19 protein-coding genes are annotated in these 20215 nt (G+C 55.5%); 6 read left to right on the forward strand and 13 right to left on the reverse strand.

The features are described 5' to 3' along the window. Window positions 1-26: 26 nt before the first annotated feature. Complete coding sequence (locus ACFPM8_RS08885; protein WP_378997135.1) at window positions 27-1043, reverse strand: ABC transporter substrate-binding protein; 1017 nt, start codon at window positions 1041-1043, stop codon at window positions 27-29. 152 nt (window positions 1044-1195) lie between these two features. Here ACFPM8_RS08885 and ACFPM8_RS08890 point away from each other — a divergent pair, with 152 nt between their 5' ends. The 6 genes from ACFPM8_RS08890 to ACFPM8_RS08915 all read left to right on the forward strand — a co-directional run bounded on the left by ACFPM8_RS08890 (window position 1196) and on the right by ACFPM8_RS08915 (window position 8388). Continuing rightward, window positions 1196-1870: a response regulator gene (locus tag ACFPM8_RS08890; RefSeq protein ID WP_378997136.1), complete on the forward strand. Its 675-nt coding sequence runs from the start codon at window positions 1196-1198 to the stop codon at window positions 1868-1870. Continuing rightward, a complete protein-coding gene (locus ACFPM8_RS08895) occupies window positions 1867-3270 on the forward strand; it encodes a sensor histidine kinase N-terminal domain-containing protein (protein ID WP_378997137.1) in 1404 nt (467 codons plus the stop codon). Before ACFPM8_RS08890 ends, ACFPM8_RS08895 begins: the two co-directional genes overlap by 4 nt. 135 nt (window positions 3271-3405) lie before the next feature. Next, window positions 3406-3861 (forward strand): MarR family winged helix-turn-helix transcriptional regulator, encoded by a 456-nt coding sequence (locus ACFPM8_RS08900; RefSeq protein ID WP_378997138.1) that lies wholly within the window; start codon window positions 3406-3408, stop codon window positions 3859-3861. 103 nt (window positions 3862-3964) lie between these two features. Next, window positions 3965-5479, forward strand: coding sequence for an efflux transporter outer membrane subunit (locus ACFPM8_RS08905; protein WP_378997139.1), 1515 nt, complete (start codon window positions 3965-3967; stop codon window positions 5477-5479). A 57-nt stretch (window positions 5480-5536) separates the two neighbouring features. Next, on the forward strand, window positions 5537-6745 hold the full coding sequence (locus ACFPM8_RS08910; RefSeq protein WP_378997141.1) for an HlyD family secretion protein: 1209 nt from the start codon (window positions 5537-5539) through the stop codon (window positions 6743-6745). A 74-nt stretch (window positions 6746-6819) separates the two neighbouring features. Continuing rightward, window positions 6820-8388: a DHA2 family efflux MFS transporter permease subunit gene (locus tag ACFPM8_RS08915; RefSeq protein ID WP_378997142.1), complete on the forward strand. Its 1569-nt coding sequence runs from the start codon at window positions 6820-6822 to the stop codon at window positions 8386-8388. A 158-nt stretch (window positions 8389-8546) separates the two neighbouring features. On the opposite strand, the gene ACFPM8_RS08920 is transcribed toward ACFPM8_RS08915, so the two are convergent. The 12 genes from ACFPM8_RS08920 to priB all read right to left on the reverse strand — a co-directional run bounded on the left by ACFPM8_RS08920 (window position 8547) and on the right by priB (window position 20215). Continuing rightward, entirely contained in the window at window positions 8547-9347 is an 801-nt protein-coding gene (locus ACFPM8_RS08920; RefSeq protein ID WP_378997144.1) for a hypothetical protein, read from the reverse strand. A gap of 329 nt (window positions 9348-9676) precedes the next feature. Further along, window positions 9677-10402: an ABC transporter ATP-binding protein gene (locus ACFPM8_RS08925; RefSeq protein ID WP_378997145.1), complete on the reverse strand. Its 726-nt coding sequence runs from the start codon at window positions 10400-10402 to the stop codon at window positions 9677-9679. A 1-nt stretch (window position 10403) separates the two neighbouring features. Continuing rightward, window positions 10404-12383: a branched-chain amino acid ABC transporter ATP-binding protein/permease gene (locus ACFPM8_RS08930; protein ID WP_378997146.1), complete on the reverse strand. Its 1980-nt coding sequence runs from the start codon at window positions 12381-12383 to the stop codon at window positions 10404-10406. 2 nt (window positions 12384-12385) lie between these two features. Next, window positions 12386-13276, reverse strand: coding sequence for a branched-chain amino acid ABC transporter permease (locus ACFPM8_RS08935; RefSeq protein ID WP_378997147.1), 891 nt, complete (start codon window positions 13274-13276; stop codon window positions 12386-12388). Between the two features lie 240 nt (window positions 13277-13516). Then, the gene (locus ACFPM8_RS08940; protein WP_378997439.1) at window positions 13517-14656 is read right to left on the reverse strand and encodes an ABC transporter substrate-binding protein; all 1140 of its coding nucleotides are present in this window, start codon (window positions 14654-14656) and stop codon (window positions 13517-13519) included. Window positions 14657-15065: 409 nt separating this feature from the next. After that, window positions 15066-15269, reverse strand: a complete 204-nt coding sequence (locus ACFPM8_RS08945) for a cold-shock protein (RefSeq protein ID WP_009665193.1) — start codon at window positions 15267-15269, stop codon at window positions 15066-15068. A 373-nt stretch (window positions 15270-15642) separates the two neighbouring features. Then, window positions 15643-16653: an inorganic phosphate transporter gene (locus ACFPM8_RS08950; protein ID WP_378997148.1), complete on the reverse strand. Its 1011-nt coding sequence runs from the start codon at window positions 16651-16653 to the stop codon at window positions 15643-15645. Between the two features lie 141 nt (window positions 16654-16794). Continuing rightward, the gene (locus tag ACFPM8_RS08955; protein ID WP_378997149.1) at window positions 16795-17421 is read right to left on the reverse strand and encodes a DUF47 domain-containing protein; all 627 of its coding nucleotides are present in this window, start codon (window positions 17419-17421) and stop codon (window positions 16795-16797) included. Between the two features lie 152 nt (window positions 17422-17573). Next, on the reverse strand, window positions 17574-18995 hold the full coding sequence (locus tag ACFPM8_RS08960; RefSeq protein WP_378997440.1) for a replicative DNA helicase: 1422 nt from the start codon (window positions 18993-18995) through the stop codon (window positions 17574-17576). A 100-nt stretch (window positions 18996-19095) separates the two neighbouring features. Continuing rightward, on the reverse strand, window positions 19096-19548 hold the full coding sequence (gene rplI / locus ACFPM8_RS08965; protein WP_378997150.1) for a 50S ribosomal protein L9: 453 nt from the start codon (window positions 19546-19548) through the stop codon (window positions 19096-19098). A gap of 26 nt (window positions 19549-19574) precedes the next feature. Beyond that, the gene (rpsR, locus tag ACFPM8_RS08970) at window positions 19575-19859 is read right to left on the reverse strand and encodes a 30S ribosomal protein S18 (RefSeq protein WP_038488337.1); all 285 of its coding nucleotides are present in this window, start codon (window positions 19857-19859) and stop codon (window positions 19575-19577) included. 23 nt (window positions 19860-19882) lie between these two features. Beyond that, window positions 19883-20215, reverse strand: coding sequence for a primosomal replication protein N (gene priB, locus ACFPM8_RS08975; RefSeq protein ID WP_378997151.1), 333 nt, complete (start codon window positions 20213-20215; stop codon window positions 19883-19885).

Genomic DNA, 20215 nt, shown 5'->3' on the forward strand with positions numbered 1-20215 from the left:
GGCGCATGGAGCGCCGGCCGTCGGCATTACTTCACTTGATTGACAAACTCGTCGGTGTAAGTTTTGGAGAGGTCAATGTGCTTGCCTTTGACGTTTGGATTAAATCCGGACAGCACTTGCAGTACGGTTTCCGGCCCGCCGACCGGCATTTTTCCGGTGGCTGAAAACATCGGCAACGAATTTTGCAGCGCCTGCACATACATCGCCTTGTTGTTGCCGTAATAGTCCTTCGGCATCTTGTCGGCGATTTCAGCGGCGCTATGGGTATTGATGAATTTCAGCGTTTTGGCGAAAGCGCGCGCCAGTTTGGTCGCCTCAACTTTGTGCGAGTTCAGCCACGGGCGTTGCACGTACAGGCTGGAAGCCGGATACAGGCCGCCGAGCGCCTTGACCGTACCTTCCACGGTGCGCATGTCGACCAGCACCGAAGCTTCGCCGGTTTTCAGCAATTGCGACGCGGTCGGTTCGGTGGTCATGCCGGCATCGATGCGGCCCTGCTTCATCGCCACGATGAAAGTATTGTCAGCGCCGACCGGCAACACCGAATACTGGTTGGAAGTAATCCCCTGCTTGGCAGCCAGATATTGGGTCAGGAAATTGGTTGAGGATCCCAGACCGGTCACGCCCAGGGTTTTCCCTTTGACGTCGGCCATGCTCTTGATCGTGGCTGCAGCTTTGCTCGACACCATTTCGACCTCGCCGGGAACCTGGCCGAAAATCACGATGGTGGTGACTTCCTTGCCTTTGCTTTGCAGGTCGATCGAGTGGTCGTAGAAGCCGACCACGGCCTGCACTGCGCCGGCCAGCAATTCGTTTTCGGCATCGACCCCGGCCGGCTGCGATTGCAGTTCGACATCCAGCCCCTCTTCCTTGAAATAACCGAGTTGCTCGGTCAGCTTGGCCGGCAAGTAAATCATCTTGGTGATACCGCCGACCATGATGGTGATTTTTGAGGAATCGGCTGCCATGGCTTGACTGGCGCCAATCACGCCGGCGCCAGCCAGCAAGACGGAAATAAGGGATCCGCGGATGAGGGTTTGCATTAAGTTGTCTCCATTTATTTTTTGGGATAATGACCGGATGCTTTTGCAGCTCCAATCTTGAGCGTATTCTAGGCTCCGATAACTTTCATCCAGCTTTCCAAATCCGCGCTATTTAACTTGCAGTGCAACATAACCATCAGGCTCTAGCACCAATGAAATTACTGCTGATCGAAGACAACCCGCCGCTGGCGCACTGGCTTACCAAGATCCTGAAAGAAGACAAATTCACCGTCGATGTCGCCACCGACGGCGAAGCGGCCGATCGCGTTTTGCAGAGTGAAAATTACGACGTGGTGCTGCTTGATCTGCTGTTGCCGAAGATGAATGGCAAGAGCGTGTTGCGGCGGCTGCGCGAGCGCCACAACAATGTGCCGGTCATGATCCTGACTGCCAGCGGCTCGATTGATGAAAAGGTGGATTGCCTTGGCGCCGGCGCCGATGACTACCTGGTCAAGCCGTTTGAAGTACGTGAGCTGGTGGCCCGGATCAAGGCGCTGATCCGCCGTCAAACGCCGGGCAAGACAGCGGAAATGCATTGCGGCAATCTGCGCTACGACAGCAACACGCGCCAGTTCTCGGTTGGCGAGCAATTGCTGGCCTTGCCCGGACGCGAGCACGATGTGCTCGAAATACTGATGCTGAAGCAAGGAAAAACCGTTTCCAAGACGGCGCTGATGGACGGCATTTTCGGACTCGATGAAGAGCCCAGCGCCGATGCGATCGAAATCTATATTCATCGGCTGCGCAAGAAACTGGAACATTGCCAGGCCGCGATCATGACGCTGCGCGGGCTCGGCTATTTACTCAAGAAGAAGGACGACCAGTGATCATCAGCCTGCGCCTGCGACTACTGCTCTGGCTGCTGATACCGCTCACATTGTTCGTCGGCATCAGCGCGGCGCTGTCGTACCGCAGCGCACAGCAGACCGCCGACCTGATCCAGGACCGTGCGCTGCTGGCCTCGGCACAGATGATTGCCGGTGCAATCAACTGGCAAGATGGCGTGCCGCATGCCAGCGTACCGCCGGCAGCGCTGGAACTGTTCGCTTCGCCGGAACAGGATCAGGTGTATTACCAAGTGGTTACCGACCATGATCGCTTGCTCGCCGGCCGTCCCGACTTCCCGCAGGACTTGCGTTTTCCGGCGCTGACGCCGGCGTTCAGCACCACCGACTACCATTCCCAGACCTTGCGTATCGTCAGCCAGGTGCGCACGCTTTACGATGCCGGCCAATTACGTAAAGTCGCGATCCTGGTCGGACAAACCATGCGCGCGCATGACCGCATGCTGGCCGACCTGTGGCGCCCCGCCCTGCATAGTCAAATCGCGATGCTAATACTGGCGATCGCTTTAGTGGTGCTCGGCCTGAGCATGGAGCTGCGGCCGATCATGCGCCTCAAGGACGAGTTGGCGGTACGCGATTCAATGTCCTTGTCGCCGCTCAGGCCGGGTCAATTGCAGCTGGAACTGCGTCCGATCGTTGACGCCATCAATCAATACATCCAGCGCCTGAACACCCAGGTCTCGGCGCAAAAGCGCTTTATTGCCGATGCCGCCCATCAGCTGCGCACCCCGCTCACGCTGATCGCTTCGCAAATCCAGTTTGCGCGGCAATTGACTGAACGCCTGCCCGCCGAGGCACAGGAGGCGCGCCTCGGCGAAGTGCTGCAAGCGATGCAGGAAAGCAGCGGCAACATGACCGACCTGACCAATAAGCTGCTTCTGCTGTCGCAGGCGGAAGCCGCGAACAGCACCGCTTTTCTAAGGCATCCGGTGGACTTGATCGCAGTGGCCGCTGCGGCGCTGGAAGAAATTGTCGGCCTGGCGCAGCGCAAGAATATCGATCTCGGGCTGGAAGCAAAAATACCGCATGCGCGGGCGCTGGGAAACGAAGCGCTATTCACCGCGATGATAATGAATCTGGTCGATAACGCCATCCGCTATACCCCGGCCAACGGCAAAGTCACCGTCGCTGTCGCCGTCAGCCAGGGACAGGTCGAGATCACTGTCAGCGATGACGGTCCCGGTATTCCGGCCGAGGTGCGCGGCCGCGTATTCGAGCGCTTTTTCCGTAACGCCGCCCCCGGTCAGGAAGGCACCGGCCTGGGTCTGGCGATCGTCAAGGAAATCGTTTTGGCCGCACAGGGAACGGTCACGCTGGGACCGGGAGCCAATAATCGCGGCCTGATCATTTTGGTGCAATTGCCCCTTTGCCAGCCGGAATAAGGGCACCCATAAGGAGCGAGGCAATATGCCTGGAATGTTGCCGTATGGATTGAATAACAGCTCTAATTAACCATCAGCACAAAAAATTGTTTTGCAGTATATTCTTGCCTAGTCAATGATTACCAAAGCAATGAAATGAGTCATCCCCCTCCGTTATTCACTCTCGATACCTATCAGATCGAGGACAGCATTGGTTATTTGCTGGCGCGGTCGCGCGCCATGCTGGTCAAAAGCTCGGACGAATTGCTTGCCGAATATGGGATTACCCATTCGCAAGCCGCGATCATTTTAATGTTATCTACCGGAAAATATTCCACTGCCGCGGACCTGGCGCGCGAGACTTACACCGATGCTGCCTCGCTCAAACGCATGATTGACCGCCTGGTCGCGCGCGACCTGATACAGCGCGAACATTGTTTGCATGACCGGCGCCTGATGAAGCTGCATCTGACCGAAGACGGCATCGAACTCTCCAAACAGATCCCGAAAGTTTTTTGTAGCGTGCTGAACCAGCATTTTTCCGAATTCAGCGCCGAAGAACTGGGCTTCCTGAAATCAATGTTGCGCCGTTTACTTGCCACTGGTAAATAATGACAGTTCATCAGCCGAAAAAATGATTGCCCATGCAAGATTAATTTGACCAGCACTTCCCTCTAGAGTTGTTAACTAACCAAGAAATCCAATCAACACCACCATGAACGCTCATTCATCCCAACCCCGGTCCGGTCTGCCAAAGCTAGGTACGCAACGGCTTGCCATCAGCGCTGCAATATTGTTGTTGACGGCTTGCGCCAACTACAGCGGCATCCATTCCACGGCACACACCAACAATCCGGACGATTACGCATCGGCATCGTCGCTGCCGGGACAAGGCGGGAAATGGCCAACGACATCAGATGTCACCATCATTGGCGGTGCGCCGTTGCAAGAGTTGGTGGATGAAGCGCTGGCGGGCAATCCCAGTCTGCAAGCCGCATCCTCCCGGGTAGCAGCCTCGCGGGCGATGGTGGAAGCAGCCGGCGCAACGTCCAAGCCGCAAGTCGGCGCCAGCCTGTCTGTCACACGCGAACGCTTTACCGAACACAGCATTTACCCGCCACCTTTCGGCGGCATGTATGTGACCGACTATGAAACCGGGCTGAACTTCAGTTACGACTTCGACTTCTGGGGTAAACACGCAGAGCAACTCCGCTCGGCGTTATCGCAAAGCAAGGCCGCGGAAGCTGAACACGTCGCGGTACGCCTGGTGCTGGCGACCGCAGTCTCGAAGACCTGGCTGCAATTGGGGCGCCAATTTGCGCAACTGGAGCTGACAGAACAGCAGTTGGCGCTACGCAGCAAGCTGGACCAACTGACGCAGCAGCGGGTTGCTGCCGGTCTGGATACGCAGAGCGACAACCAGCTAAGCCGCCAACAAATAGCCAGTCTGCACGCCGAACAAGCGCAATGGACGGAAGCGATCGCGCTGACCCGCAATCGACTCGCGGCGTTGATGGGCAAGGGACCGGATCGCGGCTTGACGATTGCGCGACCAGCGTTGCCCGCCGACACGGTGATCGCGCTGCCGGACCAACTACCGCTCGGCTTGCTGGGACGACGTCCTGATATCGTGGCCGCACGCTGGCAAGTCGAAGCAGCGCAAAGCGATATCAAGGTCGCCAAAACCGAGTTTTATCCGAACGTCAACCTGTCTGCGATGGTCGGCTTTTCCAGCCTTGGGTTTTCGAAATTCCTGACCAGCGGCAGCCGCGTGGTCGGTGCCGGCCCGGCGATCCGGTTACCGATCTTTGAAGGCGGCGCATTGCGCGCCCAACTCAAAGGCCGGGTGGCTGCCTACGATGGCGCGGTGGCGACGTACAACGAGACCGTCAACGATGCATTTCACGAGGTTGCCGACAACGTGCAATCGCTGCATGCCGCTGAGATCCAGGGGAAAAATCAACAAGCCGCAACCGAGGCAGCCGAGCGCAGCATGAAACTGGCTGAACAGCGGCAACAGGTCGGCACGGCAAATATGCTGCAAGTTGTTGCCGCCCAAATGAATTGGCTGACGCAGCGCAAGCTCGAACTCGACACGCGGGTCCGCCGCGTCGATCTGCGGATTAGCTTGATCAAATCTTTGGGCGGAGGCTTCGACGCTGCGGCCCAAGGTCTGACCCCAACCGCTGCCGAAGTTGATGCCCATGCCGCTGCTGCCGACGCCACTTAAGCCGTCAACAGCATTATTTAATTAATAAAACCGTCCACTTTTTGCGAAACCCGCATCATGAACACACCAATGCAAACATCTCAAAATAATTCTGCCGCTCCCGCCACTCCAGCCGCCGGCAACGGCAAGCGGCGCGGTCTGTTGATCGGCGCCACCGTGATTTTGATCATCCTGCTGATTGCCTACGGCATCTGGTGGATGGTCTTCGCCCGTCATTACGAAAGTACCGACGATGCATACGTCGGCGGCAACGTGGTCCAAGTCACGCCGCAAGTCGGCGGCACCGTGCTGGCGATCCATGCCGACGATACCGAACTGGTACAGGCCGGCAAGCCGCTGATCGAACTGGACAAGGCTGATGCCAAGGTAGCGCTGGATCAAGCCGACGCCCAATTGGCGCAAACCGTGCGCGAAGTGCGCACCCTGTTCGTCAACAACAGCACCTTGACCGCCAATGTCAACGTGCGTACCGCCGAACTGGAAAAAGCCCGTGCCGACTTGACCCGCCGTCAGCAATTGATCAGCACCGGCGCCATCTCCAAGGAAGAACTGGAGCACGCCAAGGTGGCAGTGCAAGGTGCGGAAGCAGCGCTGCAATCCACGCGCGAGCAACTGACTTCGAGCCGGGTCCTGACTGACCATACCTCGGTCGAGCAACATCCGAACGTACAGCGCGCCGCGGCCCAGGTTCGCAATGCTTATCTGAACTACGCCCGTACCACCTTGCCAGCGCCTATCACCGGCTATATTGCCAAACGCTCGGTCCAGCTCGGCCAGCGCGTAGCCGCCGGCACCCCGCTGCTATCGGTCGTGCCTTTGAACCAGCTGTGGGTGGATGCCAACTTCAAGGAAGTGCAGATCACCAATATGCGGATCGGCCAGCCGGTAACACTGAAGTCCGATTTGTACGGCTCCAAGGTCGAGTACCACGGCAAAGTAGTCGGCCTGGCGGCCGGCACCGGTTCTGCCTTCGCCCTGCTGCCGGCGCAAAACGCCAGCGGCAACTGGATCAAGATCGTGCAACGGGTTCCAGTGCGTATTTCGCTTGATCCGAAAGACCTGGAGGCACATCCGCTGCGCATTGGCGTTTCGATGGATGCCGTGGTCGACGTCGCGCAAACCGAAGGCACTTCACTGACGGCAGGCGCCGCACGCACCACTCCGGCCTACACCACCACGGTGTTCGACACCATCGGCAAGGAAGCCGATGCCCGCATCGCCGGCATCATCGCCGCCAACAACAATACTGCTGCTGCTGCACGTTAATAAACCACGCAAATTTATTACTTTCGATGCCGTCTGCGGCATCGAAAGTGAAATAACCCAACCGGAATGCCTGCATGAGTTCCCCTAATCCACCGAATCAGCCGCCGCAAAAGCGGCAACCCCTCACCGGCGGCAAGCTTGTTATCGGCACGGTAGCGCTATCGCTAGCTGTGTTCATGAACGTGCTCGACTCGTCGATTGCCAACGTCTCCATCCCTGCCATTTCAGGCGATTTGGGCGTATCGCCACAACAAGGCACCTGGGTCATCACCTCGTTTGCGGTAGCCAACGCGATCTCGGTGCCATTGACCGGCTGGCTGACCCAGCGCTTCGGCCAGGTAAAGCTGTTCATCACTTCGATCATCCTGTTTGTGCTGTCGTCGATGCTGTGCGGCCTGGCTCCCAGCATGGAAGTCCTGATTGCCGCGCGCGTGCTGCAAGGTGCGGTCGCCGGCCCGATGATTCCGCTGTCGCAGGCATTGCTGCTGTCCAGTTACACCCCTGCCAAGAGCGGCATGGCGCTTGCGTTCTGGGGCATGACGACACTGGTGGCGCCGATCATGGGGCCGCTGCTGGGCGGCTATATTTCAGACAATTACACTTGGCCGTGGATTTTCTACATCAACATCCCGATCGGCGCGTTCGCTGCCTGGGCCACGTGGTCGATCTATCACAAGCGCGAGACCGCGGTACGCAAGCTACCGATCGACAAGCTTGGCCTGGCGCTGCTGGTGATCTGGGTTGGATCGCTGCAAATCATGCTGGACAAGGGTAAGGAGCTGGACTGGTTCAATTCGACCGAGGTCGTGATACTGGCGGTAATCGCCGTGGTCGCCTTCATTTACTTTGTCATCTGGGAGCTAGGCGACGATCATCCGGTGGTCGACCTGTCGCTGTTCAAAGGCCGCAGCTTTAGCGGCGGCGTGGTGGCGATCTCTGTCGGTTACGGGCTGTTCTTCGGCAGCCTGGTGATTCTGCCATTGTGGTTGCAAACCCAGATCGGCTATACAGCAACGCTGGCGGGCATCGTGATGGCGCCGGTCGGCATTTTTGCTATTTTGCTGTCACCGATTATCGGCAAGATATTGCCCAAGGTAGATGCGCGCTGGGTGGCCAGCGTCGCATTCGTGATCTTTGCGATCGTATTTTTCCTGCGTGCGCAGTTTACGGAAAACGTCGATACCATGACGCTGATGATTCCTACCGTGATCCAGGGTGCGGCAATGGCGATGTTCTTTATCCCGTTGACCTCGATCATCCTGTCGGGCCAGCCGCCGGAAAAGATGCCTGCGGCGGCAGGGCTTTCCAACTTCGTTCGTATCATGTTCGGCGGTATCGGCACCTCGGTCACCAGTACGTTCTGGGAACGGCGCACGGCGCTGCATCATTCGCAACTCACGGAGTTTTCCGGCTCCCACAGCCCGGCATTTACCGAAGCGGTACATAACCTCACCGCGCAAGGCATGCCGGAACCTGCGGCATGGGCCACCGTCGACCGCTTGATGACGGTCAAAGCCAGCACCATGGGCGCCACCGATATTTTCTGGATATCGGCGATCATGTTCCTGGGGTTGATCTCGCTGGTTTGGCTGACCAAGCCGTCACGCTCAAGCGTGCCGGCTGATGCTGGCGGTGCGCACTAAAACTGTTCGACATCTGCAGCCAACGGGTTCTGGCAGAAACTGGACGGCGCTAAAAACTGAAATAGTCGCAAGACCATCAAGGTTTTAAGCGCCGTACAGCGGCAGATCAGGTTCGTGCAACAAGATCCTGATCCACCGCTGGAAATACAGGCCCAGACTTACGACCGGTATTCGTGCCGCGCATTGCCGGCACGAATACCTGACTTGAGCATGCCGCCATCTACCGTCTTTTGCTGCTGGTTAAGGATCAAATCGGGATGATGCAGCTCGCACATGAAGCCAAGCAGGGGATGCGCCGCGGCCTGCCAGCGGGCCTCGGCCGTTGCCACTTCGAGCGCCAGGACCCGGTGCGGCAAATTACCCACATGGCGCATCGGCATGAATCCCTGTCCCGGGAAGGCATCCTGGAACAATAAGGCTTCATACTGCCTATCCAGCGGGGCACGCGCGGTAATCACCATCCAGTCGATATTCTGCGCAATGCAATACTGGAAAAAGGCTTTGAACAGCATGGTCTTCACCACCTTGCCGACTTGCCCCCCTGCCACTCCCAGGCGCGTTGCTTCGGCTAGAGTGCCGCCTTGCAGCCAGTCCGGCAAGCTGACCGAATGCTCGACCGCCAGCGGTTGATAGCGATTGTTCTGAATCCGCATCGTGCCCAGCGATGCACCGTCCAGCTTCGACTCCGCCAATAGCACGACGACCCCGGATTCAAGATCGGCGTGCTCGAACGCCCCCATTTTTTCAGCCAGTTCAGGCAGGTGCCGGCCATAAGCGGCCTGGCGGATATTGACGGCCTTGCGCAAGGCTCGCTCATCATCCACAACCCTGATCGTGAATGGCATGCGCTGCTCAGGTTTTGCTTGCGCCCCTTGCGAATGACTGTTTGGCTGTAACGACTGGATTGCGGCGCCGATGGCTAAGGAAGGATTGAGCGCGGCTATTTGATGCGGTTTCATATCGTAGTACCCCTGAAATTGAGAACATAGTTAACCGTTTTATGCAGTTTGCATTACGGCAATATCAGATTCTCACGTTCCGAAGATTCAGGGCAAAGCAAACCTCATTTGAGGCGAGCCGCAGTAGAGTGACGATCAGTCTGACAGAGCAAAAGCACAATGCTTGTCATTATTGCACCACCGGTGCCGCCAGAGGATAGATTTATGATCAAAATGGTAATTTCCCGCACATGGAGTTAGCTGGCGACCCTGTGCGGGAATTGGTTCTAATGCGGGGATATAACAGCGTGCAGGGACGGAAACCAGCGCACAAACGAGAATATTGACGATCAGTGCTGTCCACCACCCAGATACGCCGCCTTGACTGCCGGATCGTTCTTTAATTTATCCGCCGGCCCATGCACCGAAATGCGACCGTTCTCCAAAACATAGCCGTAATCGGCAACGTTCAATGCAGCAGCTGCAAATTGCTCCACCAGCAACATCGTCACGCCCTGCTCTTTTAGCCGCGAGATGATGCGAAACACCTCTGCAACCAGGATAGGCGCCAGTCCCATCGACGGCTCATCCAGCAAAATCACTTCCGGATTCAACATGACCGCACGCGCCATCGCCAGCATCTGCTGCTCGCCGCCCGACAAGGTGCCGGCCAGCTGGCTTTGCCGTTCTTTCAGTCGCGGGAATAACTCCAGCGCTCGTTCCAGATCGAGCTTGATGTCCCCTCGGGGACGGGACCGGGTAAAGCGCGGAAACGCACCCAGCAGCAAGTTATCAATCACGCTCAGCGTCGCAAACACCCGCCGCCCCTCCGGCGAGTGGGCCAGCCCTGCTCTGGCGATCTGGTACGAATCGAGGCCTGTGATATCCACTCCAGCCAATGTGACGCTGCCGGATTTGGCCTTGATCATGCCGGAGATAGCGCGCATGGTGGTGGTCTTGCCGGCACCGTTGGAGCCGATCAAGGTCACTACCTGCCCCTTCGGCACCTTTAGCGAAATACCGTGCAGCACTTCAACCTTGCCGTAGGCGGCGTGCAAATTGGATATTGAGAGCATCTCAGGACCTCGCTGTATCGTAAGTGGGTATTTCAGCGGCCTCGGCACCCTCGCCGATGCTACCGCCGAGATAGGCCTCGATCACCTTCGGGTCCACTTGTATTGCGATGGGCTTGCCTTCAGCAATTTTCTGGCCGAAGTCGAGCACCGTGACCGTATCGGAAATCGACATCACCACGTCCATATGATGTTCGATCAGGATGATCGTCATGCCTTGCTGCCGGATCTTATGAATGATGGCGATCAAATCCTTGATATCCGGCGCGGTCAAGCCAGCGGCCGGCTCGTCCAGCAGCAGCAATTCCGGATTCAGTCCTAGCGCGCGCCCGATTTCGAGCAAGCGTTGTTTGCCATACGGCAGATTGCGCGCTTCCTCATGCGCCAGATCAGACAATCCGACGAATTGCAAAATGCCGGCGGCGCGAACTCGCGCAGCTTGCTCTTCGTTGCGGTAACGGCGGGTATTGAAAATCACATCCAGCACATTGCTGCGGTAGCTGTGATGCAGTCCGACCAAGACGTTCTCGGTGGCGCTCATTTCCCCAAACAGTTGCACATTCTGGAAAGTCCGGGCCACACCGCCGAGCGCGATCGCCGACGGGGTCGAACCGGAGATCGTCTTGCCCTTGAACTCGACCTTGCCGGCAGTCGGCTGATAAATACCGGTGAGTACGTTCATCATGGTGCTCTTGCCCGAGCCATTCGGCCCGATCAGACCATGCACCGAGCCTTTGACGATATCCAGATTGACTTGATTGAGCGCTTTGAGACCGCCGAACTGCATCAGAATTTGCTTGACGCTGAGTAGATTGCCGCCGGCTGCGACTTTGCCGCCGCTCGCAGCCCATGCATGCTCAGGATTGGGCGCGGCGGTTGGCACCGATATGTCCAATGGCGCAGCTCCTTTGCCAAGCATTCCTCGCACAAACCCGACGATGCCATCCTGCAAGTAATAGACGACAAACAAGGTCATCAGCCCGAATATCGTCAAGCGCCAGTCGGTCATGCTTTCCAGCCGATAAGAGAAGATCGCCATAGCGACAGTCGCGACCACGGGCACGACAATCTGACGCCATGTTTTGCGCTGCTTCAGCAACAAGAATGCGCCGGCCAACACGGCAATCACTGCCGCAGCCGTGGCAATTTGTCGAAACAGCGCAATATCCGCCAACAAACTTGGCAGCATCACCACGATTAATGCGCCTATCAGCGATCCGCTGCGGCTCTTGCGGCCACCCATGATGACCGCCAGCAGGAATAGAATCGTCAACTCGAAGTTATAGGTATTGGGCGAAATATATTCTTCCGAATACGCATACAGGCTGCCCGACAGACCGGCCAGCGCAGCACTGATCACGAACGCGTACACCTTGTAGCGGTAGACCGACACCCCCATGCAATCGGACGCAATCGGACTGTCGCGCAGCGCCTGGAAAGCACGCCCCAGGTGGGATCTGACTATCCGATGGACGGCGATCAGCGACAGCAGCATCAATCCCGCCACCAGATAAAAATAGCCGACCTCACCCAGTTGATAGCCGAAGAATGACGGCTTGCTCAACTTGATACCCATCGGGCCTTCAGTCAGAAAGCTCATTTCATTGATCAAGATCTGGATGATGGTGCCGAACGCCAGCGTGACCATTGCCAGATAAGGGCCGGTAACGCGCAATGCCGGCAATGCCAGAATCGCACCGAACAAGGCCGTCACCGCGAAGCTGGCCGGCATCGCCAGCACAAATGGCCAGCCGAGTTTGAACACCAGTACGCCAGTGGTATACGAGCCGATGCCGAACAATCCGGCATGCCCGAGCGAGACTTGTCCGGTGTAACCGACCACGATATCCAGCCCGAACAGCAGGATCGCGTAAATCAGGATGGTTTCGGCCAGATGAATGTAATACGGGTTTGTGAATACCTGCGGAAACGCCGCCAGCACAACGATGGCGGTCAAAGCCAGTGCGAATATCTTTTTGTTCATGCTCAGACCTTCTTGACTGCGGTTTTACCGAACAGGCCAGCCGGTTTGATTGCCAACACCAACAGCAACAGCAGCAATCCCGGAACTTCTTTGTAACCGGTCGACAGGTAAAACCCGGTAAGGGTCTCGGCAATCCCCAATATCAAGCCGCCGACCACCGCCCCCATGCCCGATGTCAAGCCGCCGATAATCGCCACCGCAAACGCTTTCAAGCCCAGCACCGCGCCCATCGTGGCGCCGGTCAGCGTCAGCGGCGCCACCAGCACCCCGGCAAACGCGGCGGTGGCGGACGACAAGGCGTAAGAAAAAGTAATCACCATGCTGGTATTGATGCCCATCAGGCCGGCGGCATCGCGGTCGTTCGAGGTGGCGACCACAGCCTTGCCGTAAATCGACTTGCGGTTGAACAGCTCGACCGCCAGCATCATCGCCAGCGCACCGAGCACCACCAGCACTTGCATCGGCTGCACCTGGGCGCCGAACACTTGAAACGGCGTCGCCGACAAGGGCGTCGGAAAAGTCAGGTCTTCTTTGCCCCAGATGTTTTCGGCGACATTCTTGAAGATAATGGCAAGCGCGATGGTCGACATGATCCAGCCGAATTCCGATTTGATCTTGAGCGCCGGACGCACACCGATCCGTTCGACCAGCATGCCTTGCAACGCACCGAACACAATCACGATCGGAATCATCAACCAGTAGTTGAGATAAGGGCCGCCGTGAATATTGCCAACCAGGCTAAGGCCAACCAAAGCCCCAAGCATCAACGCTTCACCCTGACCGAAATTGAGGGTGCCGGAAGTAGCAAATGTGAGTTGATAACCAAAAGCGATCACCGCGTAAATCATTCCTAGCGCGATGCCGCTAAAAACCAGTTGCAGCAGAATGTCCATAATATTTACCCAGGGAGTTGCGTCTCAGCGGCGTTGCGAAAGCGACGCGATCATGTGGGGCAAGGTGGGCCGGCGCTTTAGCAAGGCCGGCCTGAGCAAGAGAATCCGATTCAAGGAGGCTAACGAGCAAGCGTCAACCGGCGCCGGACGGCACGCAGCGAACCAGGCATTACCTGATATCGTCCAGCGCCAGTCCAGGCATATGCAGCAAGCTGTTGAACCGGCCCTAACGCTGCTCGCTTATTTGGCCAATACCACGCGGCCGTTTTTGACCTCGCCGATCACCACCATATTGGGCTTGATCGCCTCATGGTCATCGTGCGTATATGGCCTGTTGTAGGTGGTGATGACGCCTTCCAGCTTCTCGTTCAGGTTCTCCAGTGCTTCACGCACCTTGACGCCATCGGTGCTGCCGGCCTGTTTGATAGCGGCAGCCAACAGAAAGATCGAATCGTAGCCCTGTGCAGCCGACACGGCGGAAGGAATGCGGTCGACCTTGTAGGCTTTCTGATAGGCCTCGATGAAGGCCTTGCGTTTTGGCGTATTGCCGTCCTGGATAAAGGTTTGCGGCATGCGAGCCCCCTCGCCATTCTTGCCGGCGTTGTCAATGAAATTCCCCATCGACAGCGGCCAGCTGCCAATCATTGGCACCTTCCAGTTGAGTTTTTCCATGCCGTTGGCTATTTGCGCCAGTTCCGGGCCGATGCCGTAAGTCAGCACCACTTCCGCCCCGCCTTGCTTAGCCTTGAGCAATTGGGCGGTCATGTCGACATCTTTCAGGTTGTACTTTTCGACGGCAACCGGTTTGATGCCCTTGGCGGCCAAAGCGCGTTCCAGGTCTTCTTTGCCGAGTTGGCCATAGTTCGTCGAGTCAGCAAGAATCGCGACTTTAGTGTGTTTCTGACGCACCACTGCTTCGTTGACTATCATCGCGGACTGGATCGCGTCGTTGGCAGACGTGCGAAATATGTAGTTGTCTTTGTATTCTGGCAGCACAAACTGCCTGGTAATCACGCTACCGGTGGCGACGTTATTCATGACCGGGATCTTGGCGGCTTGATAGAAACGTTGCGATGCCAGCGCTACGCCGGTGTTATTGAAACCGACGGTGGCAACCACGTTCTCTTTGTTGATCAGTTCTTGCGCAACCTGCACGCCACGTTCATTTTTTGCTTCATCGTCACGCTCGACCAATTGCAACGGGCGTCCCAGAACGCCTCCCTTGGCATTAATGTCGGCAACCGCCAACTTGACGCCATCGCGCATGGAAACGCCCATCGGCGCCGAGCCTCCGGTGAACGGACCGGAAACGCCAATCTTGATTGGCTCGGCCGCGGTAGCTACGGCGGCCAGTGACCACCCTACCAATGCTGCAGCCATATACGTTTTAGTTATGTATGCCATGTCGTCCTCTTTCCCTCGTTATTTTGTTGATTAGCTTTAATGCAAACGGATTCTGCGAAATTTCAACAACAACCGGTCAACGCTTACTTTACAAACTTGGACATAAGTTATTGAAATACTTTTATGCGATCCAATGCTGGAAAGCAATAGTTATCGTAGCATTTCAGTTAACTCTTACAGGTTCCTGACAGCAACATGTTTTTTGACTATCGCTGTACTATATCCGATCATTTGCTTTAATGCTTACAATAAAGCCTCAATCAATTTGCGAAAGTTCTTCTTCATGCCTAAGGTTTTTTTGACTTTGATGGCAACTTACGAACCGTATAGGCAAAAAAAATCCCCGGCGAACCGAGGATTTTTTTGATACTTGTTGCGTCAGCTATTAGATAGGCTGAATATTGGAAGCTTGCTTACCCTTTGGGCCAGCAGTAACTTCAAACGAAACGCGTTGGTTTTCTTGCAGCGACTTGAAGCCGCTCGATTGAATTGCGGAGAAGTGTGCGAACAGATCTTCACCACCTTCATCAGGAGTGATAAAACCAAAACCCTTCGAATCATTGAACCACTTTACGATACCAGTTGCCATTACATTTCCTATTTCAGTTAAGTTGGGCTGTCGCCCGTTAGATCGTTTGAAGCAAGAAAGGAATGACAGACTAATACTGCACTACTAGCTCGAATCTTAAACGACATCGTATTATAACGGAAAATTTGATTTAAAACACATGAGGCGCAAATAAAAGTTGCGCAGTGGAAAATATTTGCGTTTTTAATTGCCATATCTACCACGACAACTGCCAACCATCGCGGCTTGCAGTCAACTCCGCTGTCCATGTCGCTTGATCTGCCTACGACCGGTCAAGTACCATTTTTTCCTACATTGCGCTTGGCGCTGGCTGCCCGGCCGGGGCGGAATTAATCGCTTCCACCGCCCAGCCTGAGATCAATCAATCGCCGGCTTACAAAATATGCCGACCGACCCACCAGGCAATCGCCGCCATGAAGGCCGATGCTGGAATGGTCAGCAGCCAAGCCCAAACGATATTGCCGGCGACTCCCCATCGCACTGCAGACATCTTGTGTGCTGCACCGACGCCGACAATGGCGCCGGTAATGGTATGCGTGGTCGAAACGGGTACGCCGAGCATGGTTGCCAGGAATAGCGTGATCGCACCGCCAGTTTCGGCGCAAAAACCGCCCACAGGTTTCAGTTTGGTGATTTTTTGTCCCATGGTCTTGACGATCCGCCAGCCGCCAAACAGTGTGCCGAGACTGATCGCGCTATAACAGGAAATAATGACCCACCAAGGCGGCAAAGTATCGGATTGCTGTGAAAAACCTGTCGCGATCAACAACATCCAGATGATGCCTATCGTCTTTTGCGCATCGTTACCGCCGTGCCCCAAGCTATACATCGAGGCCGATACCAGTTGCAATCGACGGAACCATTTATCCACCTTGCGCGGCGTCGAACGCACGAATATCCACGACACCAGCACCATCATGATTGAGCCGAACACAAAGCCGAGCAGCGGCGACAGCACAATAAATGCGATGGTCTTGATCAGTCCTGCCGAGATCAATGAGCCAGTGCCGGCCTTAGCCACGGCGGAACCGACCAGCCCCCCGATCAGCGCATGCGACGACGATGACGGAATGCCGTAATACCAGGTCAGGATGTTCCAGCAGATAGCCCCAACCAACGCGCCGAACACCACGTAGTGATCCACCACGCTGGGATCGATGGTGCCCTTGCCTACCGTCGCTGCAACGTGCAGCTGAAATACGGCAATCGCTATAAAGTTGAACAAGGCGGCCATGGCGACCGCTTGCTGCGGTTTCAGCACGCCGGTGGAAACAACCGTGGCGATGGCATTCGCGGCATCATGAAAACCGTTCATGAAGTCGAATACCAACGCCAGTGCGATAAGAGAAACGAGAACGTAGATACTGATTTGAAGAGTGTGCATGAATAAGTCGAGTCGTCTTTTTTTGGATTACATCAATTTGGTACGAGAGCAGCAATTCCGATTTGCATTAAAAGCACAAGGACGCAACGGAATAACGGAAGCAATGTGCAAGCGACCGTCAGCTACTCCCCCACTCTGCCATCAGGCGTTTTCTACGATGATGCCTTCGATGATGTTGGCGACATCCTCACAACGATCAGTCACAGTTTCCAGGAGCTCGTAAATCGCCTTGAGCTTGATCAGGGTCCGTACATCCGGCTCATCGCGGAACAGCTTGGACATTGCCGCACGCATCACGTGGTCGGCATCCGACTCCAGACGATCAATCTCAACGCAGATTGCGAGAATCTCGCGCGAGTTGTCCATGTTGTGCAATAAAGCCACTGCCGCCTTGACCTTCTCGGCGCAGCCCAGGCAGAGTTCTGCCAGGCGCTTGGCTTCTGGCGTGATGGCCTTGATGTCGTACAGCGAAATGGTCTGTGCCGCATCCTCCAGCAGGTCCAGGATGTCATCCATCCGTGTAATCAACTGATGGATATCGTCGCGGTCGAGCGGTGTAATGAAGGTTTTATGCAACATGTCGATCGCGTTGTGCGTAACTTGATCTGCCTGCTTTTCAATTCCTTCGATCGCATGGACGCGAATTTCCAGATCGTCGAAATTAGTCATCAATGCCACCATTTCTTTGGCGCCCTTGACGCATAATTCTGCGTGCTGGTTAAAGAGCTCAAAGAATTTGCCCTCGGTGGGCATCAGTCGTCCAAACATGTTTACTCTCTCTTCTGAGGGGGGGGTTAAGCTGAATCTAAAGCCGAATATCTTAAATTAATGCACACAATCGCCACAAGCCTGAAATATTACAGGCTCGGGCTAGTTCACATCGAGTGGGTGTTACAGATGTCGCCGATATCGTCAGGCGATCAATCTCCGCCGTACGGGGCTGCCAGACTACCGGCGTAGTTATCGAATTTTGTATATTGCCCCAGGAAGCTCAGCCGCACACTGCCGATTGGGCCGTTACGCTGCTTGCCGATGATGATCTCGGCGGTCCCTTTTTCTTGCGAATCCGGGTTGTAAACTTCGTCACGATAAATGAACAGAATGACGTCGGCATCCTGTTCAATAGCGCCCGATTCGCGCAAATCGGACATGACCGGACGCTTGTTGGGGCGTTGCTCCAGCGACCGATTCAACTGCGATAACGCGATGACCGGACATTGAAGCTCTTTTGCCAAGCCTTTCAGATTACGAGAAATTTCAGAAATTTCAGTGGCGCGGTTTTCGCCCGCATTGTTGGCGGACATCAGCTGCAAATAGTCGATAATGATCAGGCCGAGCGTGCCGCACTGGCGCGACAAGCGGCGTGCACGCGCGCGCAACTCGATGGAACTCAGCGCGGGCGTTTCGTCAATGAACAACTGTGCGTCGTTCATCTTCTGTATCGCATGTGTCAAACGCGGCCAGTCTTCGTCATTGAGACGGCCGGTACGCAAGCGATGCTGATCGAGCTTGCCGACCGAGCCCAGCATACGCATGGCCAGCTGAGCGCCGCCCATTTCCATCGAAAAAATCGCCACCGGCAAACCGCTGTCGATCGCAACGTTCTCGCCGATATTGACTGAGAACGCAGTCTTACCCATCGACGGCCGACCTGCAACGATCACCAAATCGCCCTTCTGCAAGCCGGAAGTCATCTTGTCGAGATCGATAAAGCCGGTAGACACCCCGGTAATCTCGCTCTGATTGTCGCGGTTGTAGAGTTCGTCGATACGCTCGACCACCTGCGTCAACAACGGTTGGATTTCCTGGAAACCCTGGGCGCCGCGGGCGCCTTCTTCCGCAATCGCAAAGATCTTCGATTCGGCCTCGTCCAGCATCTGCTTGACTTCCTTGCCTTGCGGACTGAAAGCCTGACCGGAAATTTCGTCAGCGACGGTGATCAGTTTTCGCAACACGCCCCGGTCACGCACAATCTCGGCATAACGACGAATATTGGCGGCGGACGGGGTGTTCTGCGCGAGCGCATTGAGGTAGGTCAGACCGCCGACTTCCTCGGCCTTGCCGGTACCGCTCAGCGACTCGTAAACGGTGATGACGTCGGCCGGCTTCGTACTATTGATCAGCTTAACCATGTGCTGAAAAATAATACGATGATCGTAACGATAAAAATCGTCGGCGTTAACAAAATCAGCGATCTTGTCCCACGCCGCGTTATCCAGCAACAATCCACCTAAAACAGATTGCTCTGCTTCGATCGAATGGGGTGGAACGCGGAGGGAGTCAAGCTGTGGATCAGGCGCTGCTTTTGAAGGTGCTTTTGAAGATGCTTTCATGGCGCGAATTATACCCGCTTCGCCCTCTCATCCAGAATAAAAAGGGCAATAAAAAAGCCGGGAAAACCCGGCTTTTTCAATACTACAACAACTATTGGCTAGACACCAATTAAGCGTGCTCGCCGATCACAGCAACGGTGACGTCAATGACGACGTCAGTGTGCAATGCAACCGATACAGCGTGCTCGCCAACGATCTTCAACGGACCGGTAGGCAAACGCACTTGTGCTTTTTCAACCGCAAAACCTTGCTTGGTCAACGCTTCAGCGATATCGAAGTTGGTGACGGAACCGAACAAACGGCCATCAACACCCGACTTTTGCGAAATCTGTACGGTCATGCCGTTCAGCTTCTCGCCCTGCGCTTGAGCCGCAGCCAATTTTTCAGCAGCTGCCTTTTCCAGATCAGCACGTTTCGCTTCGAATTCAGCGATAGCTGTCGTTGTAGCACGACGTGCCATGCGTTGCGGGATCAGGAAGTTACGCGCGTAACCGTCTTTGACACGAACAACTTCACCCAGATTGCCGAGATTAACGACTTTTTCCAACAGAATAACTTGCATATTTTTCTCCTATTTCAAGTCGTCAATTACGCGTTGTGCAGATCGGTGTATGGCAGCAGCGCCAGGAAACGTGCGCGTTTGATCGCGGTGTCCACTTGACGTTGATAAATTGCCTTGGTGCCGGTCAGACGTGCTGGCATGATCTTGCCGTTTTCCTGAACAAAATCCTTCAGCGTGTCGACGTCTTTGTAATCAACGCTAGCAACGTGTGCAGCGGTGAAACGGCAGAACTTCTTACGCTTGAACAGCGGGTTTTGTTGTTGACGCTTATTTTTCAGTTTGCTTTTATCGAACTTTTTACCGAATGCCATTTTTGGCTCCTGTATCTAAATAATTAATCTGCACTTTCAGCTGAGCTTCCAGTTTCGTGTGCAGCGAAATCCGTGATGTGAAATACCAGGCTTCTACCGTTGCGACTCTTACGCGCCATAAATCCCGAGAACCAGAATTTCCCTCCCAGCTCTGCCCGACTGAATCTTCCCGAAATTTCGCCCGCGGCAACCGCGGAAATTTCGAATTCAATCTGGCGCTGGATCCCCGCCTCAATCGGCTCCGACCTGTGCTGCAATGTTGCCGCCACGATCGGAATACCTGCCGGCGTATAGCGTATTACCTCACGCTCGGCAATTTCTGCAATCAATTGAAAGACGTTATTGGGCTTACTCAC

The organism is Paraherbaspirillum soli (genome assembly GCF_042654985.1).
Lineage (GTDB): Bacteria > Pseudomonadota > Gammaproteobacteria > Burkholderiales > Burkholderiaceae_D > Paraherbaspirillum > Paraherbaspirillum soli.

Excerpts from the sequence above, each read along its gene's own strand:
- ACFPM8_RS08920 (WP_378997144.1), bottom strand. The coding sequence starts at position 9,347 with ATGAAACCGCATCAAATAGCCGCGCTCAATCCTTCCTTAGCCATCGGC.
- ACFPM8_RS08935 (WP_378997147.1), bottom strand. The coding sequence starts at position 13,276 with ATGGACATTCTGCTGCAACTGGTTTTTAGCGGCATCGCGCTAGGAATG.
- ACFPM8_RS08905 (WP_378997139.1), top strand. The coding sequence starts at position 3,965 with ATGAACGCTCATTCATCCCAACCCCGGTCCGGTCTGCCAAAGCTAGGT.
- ACFPM8_RS08910 (WP_378997141.1), top strand. The coding sequence starts at position 5,537 with ATGAACACACCAATGCAAACATCTCAAAATAATTCTGCCGCTCCCGCC.
- ACFPM8_RS08890 (WP_378997136.1), top strand. The coding sequence starts at position 1,196 with ATGAAATTACTGCTGATCGAAGACAACCCGCCGCTGGCGCACTGGCTT.
- ACFPM8_RS08900 (WP_378997138.1), top strand. The coding sequence starts at position 3,406 with ATGAGTCATCCCCCTCCGTTATTCACTCTCGATACCTATCAGATCGAG.
- rplI (WP_378997150.1), bottom strand. The coding sequence starts at position 19,548 with ATGCAAGTTATTCTGTTGGAAAAAGTCGTTAATCTCGGCAATCTGGGT.
- ACFPM8_RS08945 (WP_009665193.1), bottom strand. The coding sequence starts at position 15,269 with ATGGCAACTGGTATCGTAAAGTGGTTCAATGATTCGAAGGGTTTTGGT.
- ACFPM8_RS08925 (WP_378997145.1), bottom strand. The coding sequence starts at position 10,402 with ATGCTCTCAATATCCAATTTGCACGCCGCCTACGGCAAGGTTGAAGTG.
- ACFPM8_RS08885 (WP_378997135.1), bottom strand. The coding sequence starts at position 1,043 with ATGCAAACCCTCATCCGCGGATCCCTTATTTCCGTCTTGCTGGCTGGC.
- ACFPM8_RS08955 (WP_378997149.1), bottom strand. The coding sequence starts at position 17,421 with ATGTTTGGACGACTGATGCCCACCGAGGGCAAATTCTTTGAGCTCTTT.
- ACFPM8_RS08915 (WP_378997142.1), top strand. The coding sequence starts at position 6,820 with ATGAGTTCCCCTAATCCACCGAATCAGCCGCCGCAAAAGCGGCAACCC.
- ACFPM8_RS08950 (WP_378997148.1), bottom strand. The coding sequence starts at position 16,653 with ATGCACACTCTTCAAATCAGTATCTACGTTCTCGTTTCTCTTATCGCA.
- ACFPM8_RS08940 (WP_378997439.1), bottom strand. The coding sequence starts at position 14,656 with ATGGCTGCAGCATTGGTAGGGTGGTCACTGGCCGCCGTAGCTACCGCG.
- ACFPM8_RS08930 (WP_378997146.1), bottom strand. The coding sequence starts at position 12,383 with ATGAACAAAAAGATATTCGCACTGGCTTTGACCGCCATCGTTGTGCTG.
- rpsR (WP_038488337.1), bottom strand. The coding sequence starts at position 19,859 with ATGGCATTCGGTAAAAAGTTCGATAAAAGCAAACTGAAAAATAAGCGT.